Source organism: Janthinobacterium sp. FW305-129 (assembly GCF_020858115.1).
Lineage (GTDB): Bacteria > Pseudomonadota > Gammaproteobacteria > Burkholderiales > Burkholderiaceae_D > Janthinobacterium.
The window spans coordinates 243,852-256,723 of sequence record NZ_JACYMM010000004.1; the positions used below are offsets into that span (position 1 = coordinate 243,852).

13 protein-coding genes are annotated in these 12,872 nt (G+C 64.0%); 7 read left to right on the top strand and 6 right to left on the bottom strand.

Features of this window, described 5'->3' with window-relative positions; translation table 11 throughout:
• Positions 1-8: 8 nt before the first annotated feature.
• Genes mshL through IGS61_RS10045 form a run of 4 tightly spaced genes read left to right on the top strand, consistent with a single transcriptional unit; the run spans position 9 to position 4,697 of the window.
• A complete protein-coding gene (gene mshL / locus IGS61_RS10030; protein ID WP_230539453.1) occupies positions 9-1,793 on the top strand; it encodes a pilus (MSHA type) biogenesis protein MshL in 1,785 nt (594 codons plus the stop codon).
• Positions 1,794-2,696 (top strand): ExeA family protein, encoded by a 903-nt coding sequence (locus IGS61_RS10035; RefSeq protein WP_230539454.1) that lies wholly within the window; start codon positions 1,794-1,796, stop codon positions 2,694-2,696.
• A 17-nt stretch (positions 2,697-2,713) separates the two neighbouring features.
• The gene (locus IGS61_RS10040; RefSeq protein WP_230539455.1) at positions 2,714-3,769 is read left to right on the top strand and encodes a tetratricopeptide repeat protein; all 1,056 of its coding nucleotides are present in this window, start codon (positions 2,714-2,716) and stop codon (positions 3,767-3,769) included.
• Between the two features lie 25 nt (positions 3,770-3,794).
• Complete coding sequence (locus tag IGS61_RS10045; RefSeq protein ID WP_230539456.1) at positions 3,795-4,697, top strand: alpha/beta hydrolase; 903 nt, start codon at positions 3,795-3,797, stop codon at positions 4,695-4,697.
• Between the two features lie 7 nt (positions 4,698-4,704).
• Here the strand turns inward: IGS61_RS10045 and IGS61_RS10050 are convergent, their stop codons facing one another.
• A complete protein-coding gene (locus tag IGS61_RS10050) occupies positions 4,705-5,739 on the bottom strand; it encodes a serine hydrolase domain-containing protein (protein WP_230539457.1) in 1,035 nt (344 codons plus the stop codon).
• Positions 5,740-5,768: 29 nt separating this feature from the next.
• On the bottom strand, positions 5,769-6,620 hold the full coding sequence (locus tag IGS61_RS10055) for a helix-turn-helix transcriptional regulator (RefSeq protein ID WP_230539458.1): 852 nt from the start codon (positions 6,618-6,620) through the stop codon (positions 5,769-5,771).
• Positions 6,621-6,929: 309 nt separating this feature from the next.
• Between IGS61_RS10055 and IGS61_RS10060 the strand changes: the two genes are divergently transcribed.
• Positions 6,930-7,601, top strand: a complete 672-nt coding sequence (locus tag IGS61_RS10060) for a DUF2625 family protein (protein ID WP_230539459.1) — start codon at positions 6,930-6,932, stop codon at positions 7,599-7,601.
• A gap of 236 nt (positions 7,602-7,837) precedes the next feature.
• Positions 7,838-8,296 (top strand): nuclear transport factor 2 family protein, encoded by a 459-nt coding sequence (locus IGS61_RS10065; protein WP_230539460.1) that lies wholly within the window; start codon positions 7,838-7,840, stop codon positions 8,294-8,296.
• A 27-nt stretch (positions 8,297-8,323) separates the two neighbouring features.
• Here the strand turns inward: IGS61_RS10065 and IGS61_RS10070 are convergent, their stop codons facing one another.
• The 3 genes from IGS61_RS10070 to IGS61_RS10080 form a co-directional block, all read right to left on the bottom strand.
• The gene (locus IGS61_RS10070; RefSeq protein WP_230539461.1) at positions 8,324-9,427 is read right to left on the bottom strand and encodes an HD-GYP domain-containing protein; all 1,104 of its coding nucleotides are present in this window, start codon (positions 9,425-9,427) and stop codon (positions 8,324-8,326) included.
• 47 nt (positions 9,428-9,474) lie between these two features.
• Positions 9,475-10,653, bottom strand: a complete 1,179-nt coding sequence (locus IGS61_RS10075; protein WP_230539462.1) for a pyridoxal phosphate-dependent aminotransferase — start codon at positions 10,651-10,653, stop codon at positions 9,475-9,477.
• A gap of 83 nt (positions 10,654-10,736) precedes the next feature.
• Positions 10,737-11,171 (bottom strand): putative toxin-antitoxin system toxin component, PIN family, encoded by a 435-nt coding sequence (locus IGS61_RS10080; RefSeq protein WP_034755336.1) that lies wholly within the window; start codon positions 11,169-11,171, stop codon positions 10,737-10,739.
• Between the two features lie 30 nt (positions 11,172-11,201).
• On the opposite strand from IGS61_RS10080, the gene yaaA reads away from it, so the two are divergent.
• Positions 11,202-11,972, top strand: a complete 771-nt coding sequence (gene yaaA / locus IGS61_RS10085) for a peroxide stress protein YaaA (RefSeq protein ID WP_099410140.1) — start codon at positions 11,202-11,204, stop codon at positions 11,970-11,972.
• A gap of 35 nt (positions 11,973-12,007) precedes the next feature.
• Here yaaA and IGS61_RS10090 read toward each other — a convergent pair whose 3' ends face one another.
• Positions 12,008-12,811, bottom strand: a complete 804-nt coding sequence (locus tag IGS61_RS10090; RefSeq protein WP_070220227.1) for an outer membrane protein assembly factor BamD — start codon at positions 12,809-12,811, stop codon at positions 12,008-12,010.
• Positions 12,812-12,872 lie beyond the last annotated feature (61 nt).

The window sequence follows — 12,872 nt, forward strand, 5'->3', positions numbered from 1 at the left end:
AGGCGAGCATGTTCAAGATCAGTACGATGGCGGCTGTCATCAGCGTCAGCCTGGGCCTGGGCGGCTGCAACGTCGCGCCCGTCAAGCGCGACACCTATAATGCGATCACCGATGCCGTCAAGGGCGCGGCGGCCACCACGGCGCCAGCGTCCCAGCCGGACGCCGTGGAAGCGGCGCTGCTGCCGCCCGTGGCGGCCCTGGCCCAGCAATTGCCGAAGGCCCGCGCCGCGCTCGACGAGCGCTTCAACGTGGCTTTCAACAATGTGCCGGCGCGCCAGTTCTTCACCTCCATCGTGGCCGGCACACGCTACAACATGCTGGTCCATCCCGACATCGGCGGCACGATTTCCGCCAATCTGAAGGACGTGACCCTGTTCCAGGCGCTCGACGCCGTGCGCGAGCTGTATGGCTACGACTACAAGGTCGAGGGCACGCAGATCTATATCAAGCCCTTGACCATGCAGACGCGTTTGTTCCACGTCAATTACCTGACGGGCGCGCGCCGCGGCAGTTCCAACCTGCGCGTGTCGTCGACGTCGGTGGGTTCGGTCGGCTCGACCAATTCGGGCGGCTCGGGCAACAGCGGCAATAACAACCAGGGCAATAACCAGAACAACGAGCAGAACCAGCAGACGAACGGCGGCCAGGGCGGCCGCACCCTGGACAGCAGCAACCTGACGACCTCGTCGACGGCGGATTTCTGGCCGGAACTGAGGGCGGCGCTGGAAGCCATCGTCGGCAGCAGCGACGGCGGCCGGCAAGTGGTGCTCAGCCCGCAGTCGGGCGTGATCGTCATCCGCGCCATGCCGGAAGAGCTGCGCAATGTCGACATGTATTTGAAGGCCACGCAGCTGTCCGTCGACCGCCAGGTGATCCTGGAAGCAAAAATCCTCGAAGTCGAGCTCAACGACAACACGCAGACGGGCATCAACTGGGCCTCGTTCGCCTCGATCAAGAGCGGCCACACGAACCGCATCTCGACGGGCTTCATCCAGCCTGGCGGCACGCTGGCGCCGCTGCCGTTCAATGGCGGCCAGCCGCCCAACATGACAACTGGCAACGGCCTGACGGCCAGCAGCGGCTTTGGCCTCAGTTCGGCGGCAAATGCGGCCGGTTCCATGTTCGGCCTGGCCTTCCAGACGGCCAATTTCGCCGCCATGATTTCCTTCCTGGAATCGCAAGGGTCCGTGCACGTGCTGTCGAGTCCGCGCATCGCCACCATGAACAACCAGAAGGCCGTGCTGAAGATCGGCACGGACGAGTTTTACGTGACGGGCGTGTCGACCACGACGAATACGACGGCCAGCGGCGCCACCACCAGCCCCAACGTGACCTTGCAGCCGTTCTTTTCCGGCGTGGTGCTGGACGTGACGCCGCAGATCGATGCGGATGGCAACATCATCCTGCACGTGCACCCGTCCGTCAGCCAGGTGTCGACCATCAGCAAGGAAATCGACCTGGGCAGCGCCGGTTCGCTGAAACTGCCGCTGGCCGCCTCCAGCACGTCCGAAATGGACAGCATGGTGCGCAGCCAGGATGGCCGCATCGTCGCCATCGGCGGCCTGATGCGCCAGGCGACGACGGCGGACCGCTCGCAAGTGCCGGGCGCGGGCGACCTTCCCGTGCTGGGCGCGCTGTTCCGCAACACGGGGCAGGTGATCCAGAAGCGCGAGCTGGTGGTGCTGATCAAGCCGACCATCGTCGATGGCGCCAACAGCTGGAACGAGGACTTGCTCGATTCGGGCAAGCGCATCGAGGCGCTCGACCCGCGCCGTCCGTCGGAGCGGCGCTAAATGTACCAGGCCCATTTCGGCTTGCGCGAGGCGCCGTTCGGCCTCACGCCCGATACCAGTTTCTTCTTCAACGGCCCGCAGTCGCAAAAGGCGCTCAACACCCTGCTGGTGGCGGCGCGCAACGGCGAGGGCTTCATCAAGATCACTGGCGAAGTGGGGACTGGTAAAACCTTTTTGTGCCGCAAGTTCATGCAATCCTTGGGGCCGGACTTCGTCACGGCCTACATTCCGAATCCGAACCTGCCGCCCCGTTCGCTGATCCTGGCCCTGGCCGACGACCTTGATGTGTTGCTGGAGAAAGATGCTGATCAGCATCAACTACTCAAGTCGCTCAACTTGCGTTTGCTCAACCTGGCGGCGCAGGGCAAGCGCGTGCTGCTGTGCCTGGATGAAGCGCAGGCGATTCCCGTCGACAGCCTGGAAGCCTTGCGCCTGCTGACGAATCTGGAAACGGAAAAGCGCAAGCTGCTGCAGATCGTGCTGTTCGGCCAGCCGGAACTGGACGTCAAGCTGGCCTTGCCGGAAATCCGCCAGCTGGCGCAGCGCATCACCTTTCACTACCACCTGGGGCCGTTGTCGCGCGACGACGTGGATTTTTATGTGGCGCACCGTTTGCGCGTGGCCGGCTTCGACGGCGCGCGCCTGTTCAGCCGTGGCGGCGTGAACAAGCTGTACAAGGCTTCCGGCGGCATTCCGCGCCTGATCAACATCATGGCGCACAAGGCGCTGATGGTGGCGTATGGCGAAGGGCGGCAGCAGGTGAGCGGGCGCCACGTGGCGCTGGCCGCCAGCGATACCCTGGCCAGCAAGCCGCGCCCCTTCTGGCAGCGGCCGTGGCCGTGGCTGGCGGGCGCCGGCGTGCTGGCCGCCTGCGGCGTGAGCTGGACTTTATTGAACCGATGACGAAGATGAGCCTGTAGATGAGCCTGATTAACAAGATGTTGCAAGACCTCGATGCCCGCGGCACCCCCGATGGACGCGGCGACGCGGCCGGCATCCGCTCCGTGCCCGAACGCGAGCGGGGCGTGTCGCGCGCGCTGGTCTTCGGCAGCGCGGCCGGCCTGACGGCGGCCGCCATCGCCCTGGGCTGGGTCTACCTGAAACGGCCGCCCGTGCCGCCCGTGCTGGTGAATGTGGCCAGCAACGCGGTTCCGGTTCCGGCGCCGGTGCCAGTCCCTGTGCCTGTCGCCGTAGCGCCTGTGGCGGCGGCCCCGGCGGCGGAACCCGAGCCCGTGTTCCAGGCTGCGGAGACGGTCGCGCCAGCCAGCCTGCGCGCTGAGGATATGCGCCGCATGACTGCAAAGCCGGCCAAGCCTGCCGTGGCGCCCGTGGTGAAGACGGCAGTGCCTGTCGCCAGCGAACGCATCATTGATGGAAAACAAGTCACGCCGCAGCAGCGCGTGGAGAATGAATACCGGCGTGCGCTGGCACAGTTGCAGGATGGCCGCGTCTCCGACGCCATGCTGGCCTTGCAGCAGACCCTGCAGCTCGATCCGCGCCACCAGGGCGCGCGCGAAACCCTGGTGCGCCTGTTGCTCGAAGCGCAGCGTCCCGACGAGGCGGCCCGCCAGTTGCAGCTGAGCCTGGCGCTGGACCCGAAACAGCCGGCGCAGGCGATGATGCTGGCCCGTTTGCAGCTGGACAAGGCCAATGGCGGCGCGGCGGCCCTCGATACCCTGATGCGCAGCTTGCCTTACGCCAGCGACAGCGGCGAATACCACGCCTTCCTGGCCGGCGTGCTGCAGCGCGAACAGCGCTACCGCGAGGCGTCCGAGCACTACCAGCAGGCCCTGCAGACGGCGCCCGACAACGGCGTCTGGTGGATGGGTCTCGGCATCGCCTTGCAAGCGGACAACCACCCGGCCCAGGCGCGCCAGGCGTTCGAGCGGGCCAAGGGCTTGCAAACCCTGTCGCCGCAGCTGCAGGCGTTTGTCGAGCGCAAGCTGGTGCAGCTGACGGCGGCTGCGGCGAAGTAATTTTGACCTCAATGAAAGAAACAGCTTGAAGCCTCTCAGCCTGCTCCTCGTCCTGTGCTGCCTGGCCAACAGCGCCCAGGCCGCTCCCGCCAGCGCGCCTGCCAGCTACGTTCTTGAGAATACGCAAGTGCGCGACATCCGCGCGCAAGCCCTGAAACGCGACTACCAGCTGTATGTCGCCTTGCCCGATTCCTATCGGCAGGGCAATAAGCGCTATCCGGTGCTGTTCGTCGTCGATGCCAATTATTCATTTGCCATCGTGCGCAATATCGCGCAGCGCCTGAACAAGCATGCGGGGATGGAAGAAGTCATCGTGGTCGGCTTGTCGTACGCCAACGGCGATGGCGGGGTGTACAGCCGCCGCCGCGACTACACGCCCACCACGCCGCGCAAGCACGATTACCGCTCGGACATGCCGGGGCGCCAGCCGGCGTTCGGCGAAGCGAAAGCGTATGGCCAGTTCATCGCGGGCGAGGTGTTTCCCTTTATCGCCAGTAACTATCGCGCGAACATGCAGCGCAAGGTGTTTATCGGCCATTCCTACGGCAGCCTGCTGGGCCTGCAATTTTTGCTGACGGAACCGCGCACCTTCGAGCACTACATCCTCGGCAGTCCGTCGCTGTGGTACGACGCCGGCGTCATGTTCGACCGCGAACAGGCGTATGCGGCCAGCCACAAGGACTTGCCCGCGTCCGTGTTCTTCGGCATCGGCGGCCTGGAAAAGTTGGCGGCGGGCAAGAAACGTTCGCGTGCGGAGGAAGACGCCGACATGCTGGCCGATTTGCGCGAGTTCGATGGAAAGTTGAAATCGCGCAAGTTTCCCGGCCTGAAAACCCGTTTGCGCGTCTTCGAGGACGAAGACCACGCGAGCGTGTTTCCCTTTGTGCTCACGCATGGCTTGCGCGCGTATCTGGCGTCCTCGAAATGAAGGGCGTTCAGGGGCGCATCAATGCCGGGAGGATCAGCTTGGTCAGCAATTTTTCGCTGAGTCCATGGGCGTCGCGCACCTGGAAGTTGGTCGTGGTGATGACGACCACGGCATCGAGTTCCGGCAATACCAGCACTTTATTGCCGCCCGAACCGGCCATGCCATAGCTTGGCACCGTGCGGCCATTGGCCGTGAACGGCTGCAGCCACCACAGGTAACCGTAGTCCATGCCTTCGCGCGCGTTGGCATGGGGCGCGATCGAGCGCCTGACCCAGTCGGCGGGCACCACCTGCTTGCCATGCCAGCGCCCGCCGTCAAGGTAGAGCTGGCCCAGCTTCAGCAGGTCCACGCTGCGCAACTGCAAGCCGCCGCCCGTCATGGCGCTGCCCTTGGGTTGAAATTGCCATTTGACCTTGTCGATGCCAAGCGGCTGGAACAGGCTGGCGGCGGCGAAGTCGGGCACGCTCTGGCCGCTCACTTTTTCCAGCAGCGGTCCCAGCAGGGTTACGCCCGCCGTGCAATAGCTCCAGGCGCGGCCATACGGCGATTGCTCGGGGCGGGGCTGCCATTCGGGAAAGCCGCGGATCGGCAAGTCGGCCACGAAGCGGCTCCAGTCTTCCACCAGATACATGCGCTCTTCGTTGCCGCGCGAATGCTGGTTGTCGTCGTCGCATTCGAGCAGCGAGCTCATGGTCAGGAAATCCTCGACCGTGATCCTGTCCTTGCGCGGGTCGGCGTAGGCCAGCGGGCGCAGTTCCGGAAAGTAGGGCAGCACGGGGGTGTCGGCGCGCAAGAGCTTGCGCTCGATGGCCAGGCCGACCAGCATGCCCGCCACCGTCTTGCCCACCGAGCGCGTGTTGCGCAGGCTTTCCGCGCCGTCCTTGTCGAAGTAGTGTTCGTAGAGCAACTTGCCACGCTGCGCCACCACGACGCTGGTGACCTGCTTGAAGTCGCCCGCTTCGATGGCGGTGGTGATGCCGTCCAGCTCGCCCGCGTGGACGCTGCTGCCGAAGGCCAGAAGTAGGGGTAGATATCGCAACATGGTGTACTCCGAGGTTGGAAAAGTGCAGTCTAGTCTTGCAAATCGGGCATTGTCTTGGACGTTTGAAACATTTGGCGGCGATAGTTGCTGGGCGTCATACCGTAACGGGCCTGGAAGGCGCGGGTCATGTGGCTCTGGTCGGCGAAGCCCACGCTCAGCGCCACCTCGGCCATACTCAGTTCCGGCCGGCGCAGCAGGCCGCCGGCTTGCTCGACGCGGCGCCAGCGCAGCAGGTCGCCCGGCGAGCAGCCCCAGGCCTGGCGGAAGACGCGGGCCAGGTGCACGGGATGCACGTCCAGGGCGGCGGCCACGTCGGCGATGCGCAGATGCGTGTCATTGGCCAGGTCCATCACGGCCGCATAGGCCTGGTGCGCCCAGCCGGGCAGGGACGGGCGCGCCTCCCGGGGCGACCTGTGCAGGCTGGCCAGCATTTCCCACGCGCCCGCTTCCATCAAGGCGCCATCGCCGCCGCGGCCGATTTCGCGCGCCAGCCGGAACGCGGCGGCCGCGCTGGCCGTATCGCGCAGCACGGTGGCGCACTCCTGGGCCGTTTGCAATTCCTCGGCGCCCGACAGCAGGGCCGGGTCGAGCGATACCGTCATGAAACTGCCCTTGCCATCGACGAAGCGGTCGCGGTGCGTCGTGCCGGCCGGATTGAAGACGAGGGTGGGCGAAGGCGCGCGCGGCGGGGCGTGCAGGGCGCTGGAAATATAGGTGCCGGACAGAACGAAGACGAAATGGGCATCGTCATGCCGGTGCGTTTCGACTTCATCCTCGCCGCGCGTGGCCTTCAGGCGGCGGATATCGAAGATGCTGCCGCGCGCGCCGTGATGCACGTCGCCATAGAACTGGCCGGACTTGAACTGGAGTGGAGTGGTCATATTGGCATGGTATGTGCGGCCGCCAGGCCAGGCCAGCGCGGGCCGACGAATGGCGCCAGGCGCAGGATGAACGGTCGATACAGGGGAATGCACGGGAGTTGCGCGGCATCAAGCCGGCTTGCCGTGGCAAGCGTGCGGCCGTGCAGCGGGGTATCTGTGTAAAATTTGCAAAGTGTCCAGGTTGCGTCATTGATACCGGATCACGCCATGGGCAAGCGGCTGGCATGCCTGGCGGTGCCCGCCAGACAGTACCCGCTTCGTCATGCACTCACCGGCCGCTGCAAGCGGTCATCGATAAGGTCAGATTACATGCGTACATTGAATGAATTACTCGATAGTGAAGACCCGGCGTTTCCGCTGATCAAGCAATGGGCCAGCGAGGCCGACTTGCCGGTGGAATTGCTGCCACCGTCGGCCGGCAGGGAGGATGTGCTGCTGAGCCTGCAGGTCACCACGCGTTCGCCCCTGGGCGCGCTAGCCTATGAAACGGGGGGCATCCTGGTGGATGACGGCTGGCTGCGCATACTGGGGTCGGGCCACGCCAGGCTGGGGCGGGATATTGCTACGTGGAATGAAGGGAAGGCCGACGGTTTTCTGCTGGTCGCCGACGACGTGCTGGGCGGCTTTTTTGCCATCAACGGCGGCGCACTCGGGGACGACCAGGGCAATATGTATTATCTGGCTCCCGAGACGCTGGAGTGGGAAGCGCTGGAAATCGGTTTCACGACGTTCGTCGAGTGGGCCTTTACCAGCCAGCTGCGGCAGTTTTACGGGCGGCAGCCTGGCGGCGCGGAGGGCTTTGACGAATTGCCCGAATTGCCCTTGCCCGGCGAGCAATGCCTGAATTTTTATCCATTTCTGTGGACGCAAGAGGGTTCCCTCAAGACCAGTTCGCGGCGCGCCATTCCCGTGCAAGAGCAGTGGGCGCTCAACCTTGATCTGAAACAGAAGTTGCTGGCTGCGCCTGCGGACGCGCGCTGAGGCAGGGCTTGCGGGGCATCTCTGAAAGCATCGCCATGCGCATCCTGCGCCGGCGAAATGGCATTTCAATCCACCAATCCAGCGGTTTGTCGCAATGGCATGTGCCGGAAAATGGCAAGGCGATAGCATGCAGTGGGTTACTCACGATGGGCTGCCCGCAAGCGGGTGTTCGATGCTGACGGTAGCGCAGTCAGCAGCGGACGCTTCTCCATGACTTCGACCAGGATGACATACGCATGAAATTGACCCTGCCACATATTCTTTCCACCTGCCTGCTTGGCACCTTGGGCGCGATCGGTGGCGCGCAGGCGGCTCCCGCCGACGCCGAACTGGTGGCTTTGGTGCAGCGCCATGCGCAGGCCCAGAGCAGCTTCGACCAAGCCGCCTTGAAAGCCGTCACGGCCGAGAATTATGTGGAAATATCGCCCGTCGGCGAAGTGGATGTGCGTGAAAAAATGCTGTCCTTCTACGCGCCCGAGCAGAAGCGGCCGGGTCCGCAAGTCCAGGTCGATGAGCCGGCGGTGCGCCTCTTCGGCGATACGGCGCTCATCTCGGCGCGGCTGTCCTACCGGCTCGACCAGGAAGGGGCGGCCCGCACCTTCGCCATGCGCGCCGGCTATGTCGCCCGGCTTGTCGACAAGCAATGGCTGCTCGTCAGCGCACAGTACACGGGCATCCGTCCGCCGAAACCGTGACGTGACAGGGGGCCTTGCCCGGCGAGGCTACAGCCGCGCCTCGTCGCCCCACACGTGCCGCATGCTGAAATGCACGCCGGCATCGTCTTCATGCAGCGACGAAACGATGGCGAACTGGCTGTCGCCCGTGTCGCGCGGCGCCATCTGCGATAGTTCGGCGGCGGCCAGCGGCGCGCCCAGCGGGTCGCTGAGCGGGTGGACCAGGGCGGCGCCCCGCTGCGTGACAACGCCCAGTTCGCCGCTGCGCAGGCGGACCAGGGTGCCGGGTGGATATTTGCCCAGCAGCTTGACGAACTGTTCGCCCAGCAGCGGGTCGATGGGCAGGCCCTGGTCGAGGAAAATGTGCTGCAGCGCCTGGTCGGGCACGATGGAGCGCCGGTAGTTGCGCGCCGAAACGCGCGCGCAATAGCGGTCAGCCAGGCCGATCAGCTTGGCGTTTTGCAGGATTTCATCGGCCGTGCGCCCCTGCGGGTAGCCGCTGCCGTCGTCGTTTTCATGGTGCAGCAGCACGCAACTGAGCCATTCCTCGTCGTCGACGCCGGCGCAGCGCAGCAATTCCGTGCTTTCCTGCGGATGCAGGCGCACGATGCGCATTTCCTCGTCGTTCAGGGGGCCGCGCCGGTCCTGGAAACTGTCGTGGTGGCGCAGCATGCCCACGTTCATCGTCAGCGCGGCCGCGCCGATCAATAAGAGTTCATCGTGGGATTTGTGCATGCTGCGGCCCACCAGCATGGCCAGCAGCGCCGTTTCGATGCAGTGGCGCACGGCGTAGCTGCCGGCGATCTGGTTCAGCAGGATGCTGGCCAGGGCGATGTCGGCGTCGTGTTCGAGCGCGCGCAGCAGTTCGCGGGCGATGTCGCGCACGTCGCGCTCGGCATTGCTTTCGCTGCGCATGTCCAGCAGCAGCCGCTCCAGGCGCTGCGCCGCCTCATTGAGCAGGCGCAAGACGGAGGGCTGGTCCGGCGCGCCCACGTACAGGCCCAGCTGCAGCAAACGGCCCAGCTGGGCGCCGTCCGTGATGATCTGCCCCTTGCGTAGTTGTGGGCCGGCACTATGGTCGGCCAGAAACAAATCCCAGGGCAGGGGTTCGCCGGGAACCAGGTCGGCCGGGCCGATGCGACGCTGTACCATGCTGTCATCCTTTGCCCCGCCGGGGCGGAGCCGTGCTCAGTGCTCGGTTATATGCTGCGCAGGCGCTCCAGCGCCAGGCGCAAGGTGTCATCTTTCTTGGCAAAGCAGAAACGCACGATGCCCGACTCCTTGCCCTGCGCGTAAAACGCGGACACGGGAATGGCGGCCACCTTGATTTCGGCCGTCAGCCATTCGGCGAACTGCGCTTCGGTTTCTTGCGAAATGGCATCGTAGCGCACGCACTGGAAATACGTGCCGTCGGCCGGCAGCAGGGTAAAGCGGCTGCCCGCCAGGCCGTCGCGGAACAAATCGCGCTTGCGCTGGTAAAACGCGGGCAGGTCCAGGCAGGGCTGCGGGTTCGCCATGTAGCCGGCAATGCCGTGCTGCATCGGCGTGTTGACAGTAAAGACGTTGTACTGGTGCACCTTGCGAAACTCCGCCGTCAGGGCCGCGGGCGCTGCCACATAGCCGACCTTCCAGCCCGTCACGTGATACGTCTTGCCGAAGCTGGACACGATGAAGCTGCGCGCCGCCAGTTCCGGGTGGCGGGCGAGCGACTCATGCGGCACGCCGTCGTACACCATGTGCTCGTACACTTCGTCGGATAAAATCAAAATTTGCGTGCCGCGCACGATGTCGGCCAGCGCCGCCACGTCGGCCTGGCGCAGGATCGTGCCCGTCGGATTGTGCGGCGTATTGATGATGATCAAGCGCGTCTTGCTGCTGACGGCGGCCGCCAGCTTGTCCCACGGCACGCTGTAGCCCTGTTCGCTCACCTGCATGGACACCAGCACGGGCACGCCGCCGGCCAGCGCGATGGCGGGCAGGTAGCTGTCGTAGGCCGGTTCGATGACGATGACTTCGTCGCCCGGATGCACGCAGCACAGAATCGCCGTGGTCAGCGCCTGCGTGGCGCCGGCCGTAACGGTGATTTCCGTGCCCGCATCGTAGCCGTGGCCGTACAGGCTGGCGATCTTCGCGGCAATCGCCTCGCGCAGGGGCGCGGCGCCCGTCATCATCGGATACTGGTTGTGGCCGGCGCGCATGGCGTCGCCGACGAGCTCGACCAGGGCCGGGTCGCAATCGAAGTCGGGAAAGCCCTGGCCCAGGTTGACGGCGCCATGCTGGGCCGCCAGGCTGGACATGCGGGTAAACACGGTGGTGCCGACAGCGGGCAAACGGGTGGCCAGTGCGGGAGTCAGGTGGGGCAGGGACGGGCTGTTCATGAACGGTAGGGTCGCGGTGCGGAAAGTGGAATCGTTTCCCATTCTAGCGCAGCGCGCCCCGTCGCGTGCGGGGCTTTGGCTGCTCAGCCCGGCAATGCCCAGCCTTCCGGCACCATGATCTTGAACATGCCGGCCTTGGCCGTCTTGCGGGCCAGTTTCAGCAGCGCCTTGTCCTTGGTGATGAGGATGTCGGCGTTGGCGTCGCGCGCCAGTTCGAGGAATTTCTGGTCATCCTTGTCCGTGCAGACGGGCAGGCGCACGCCGGAGACGGGCGGCGCCACCACCGTGATGTGGGCGTCGAAGCGGGCGGCGGCGACGGCGCGGCTGGCTTCATCGAGCGGCAAATGCTTGTAATGCAGCACGACCAGATATTCCGCGCGGCAATCTTCGCGCGTGATGGCGTGCACGGCGCCGCTTTCCATGGCCGCCAGCAGGCCCGCCCAGCGCGGGTCGTTGAAGACGAACAGGTCGAGGCAAACGTTGGTGTCGAGGACGAGTTTTTGTGGAGCAGGTATCATGTCGGCAATTCTATTCTGTAGTGATAATTTATGTTGATCGTGCTTTCGCCCGCCAAGAGTCTCGACCTGGAGACGCCGCCAACAACCTCGTTGCACAGCACCCCCGATTTTCTCGACCATTCTGCCCAGCTCATAGCCCGCATGCGCCAGTTTTCGCCCGCCGAAGTGGGCAGCCTGATGGGCATTTCCGACGCCTTGTCCGCCCTCAACGTGGCCCGCTACGCGTCCTGGACGCCGCAGCTGGAGGAGGCGCGCCAGGCCATCATGGCTTTCAATGGCGACGTGTATGCCGGTTTCGAGGCGCGCAGCCTGCAGCCGGCCCAGCTCGACTATGCCCAGTCGCGCGTGCGCATTTTATCTGGCCTGTACGGCTTGCTGCGCCCGCTGGACCTGATCCACCCGCACCGCCTGGAAATGGGCACGCGCCTGTCCACCACGCGCGGCAAGGATTTGTATGCGTTCTGGGGCGATACCATCACCAACGGCCTGAACCGCACAGCGAAGGAGCAGGGCGCGCAAGTGCTGGTAAATCTTGCTTCCGAAGAATATTTCAAATCCGTCAAGCCGCGCCAGCTGGACGTGCCCGTCATCGCGCCCGTGTTCGAGGACTGGAAGAACGGCAAATATAAAATCATCTCGTTCTACGCCAAGCGCGCGCGCGGCATGCTGGCCCGCTATGCGGCCGTCCACAATATCCGCGATCCGCAGCAGCTCAAGCAGTTCGACGTGGACGGCTACGGTTTCGTGCCGGAAGCGTCGAACGACACCAGCTGGGTGTTCCGGCGCAAGGTCGGCGAATAAGTAAAAAAACCGGGCTAGCCCGGTTTTTTCTTATTTTACTGCCAGAATTTCCACCACTTGCGTTCCTTGTTCACCCCTTCCGGGCTGAGGAATGCCGTGTTCGGGTAGTTCTTGGTCAGCACGCGCAAGGTATCGTCGCGCAGGTCGGTCAAGCCCAGCTTGTCGTACGAGCGGTACATGATGAACAGCGCTTCTTCGATGGCGGGCGAGGCGGCAAAGTCCTTGACCGTCGTTTGCGCGCGGTTGGCGGCGGCCAGGTAGGCGCCGCGGCGGTAGTAATAGCGCGCCACGTGCACTTCGTATTTCGCCATGGCATCGATCAAATAGTTCATGCGGGCCAGCGAATCGGGCGCGTATTTGCTATTTGGGAACTTGTCGACCAGTTGCTTGAAGGCCGCAAACGCTTCGCGCGTGGCTTTCGGATCGCGCTCGGTCGGATCTTGCTCGTACAGGAAGTTCAGGAAGCTGATCTGGTCGTTAAAGCTGATCAGGCCCCGCAAGTAGTACATATAGTCTACATTGGCGTGGTTCGGATGCAACTTGATGAAGCGTTCGACGGCAGCCAAAGCCTGTGCCTGGTCTCCCGACTTATAATACGCGTAAGCGATCTCCATCTGCGCTTGCAGAGCATAGTTGCCGAAAGGATAGTTAGCCTCCAGCTTCTGGAACAGGCCGATTGCAGCTTCATAGTGCTGCCCGGCCATTTCTTCACGCGCCTCCGAGTATAATTTCGTAACGGACCAGTTTTTGGTCTCATCCACTTTTTCAGGCAACAAGCTGCAAGCGGACATGCCGAGCAGAACGACTGAAGCGACTACCAACGATAATTTTTTTTGCATGACGTTTTGCAAGAAGGTTTTAACCAAGATTTTACAATAGGCTGATTATAGCCGATGGGAA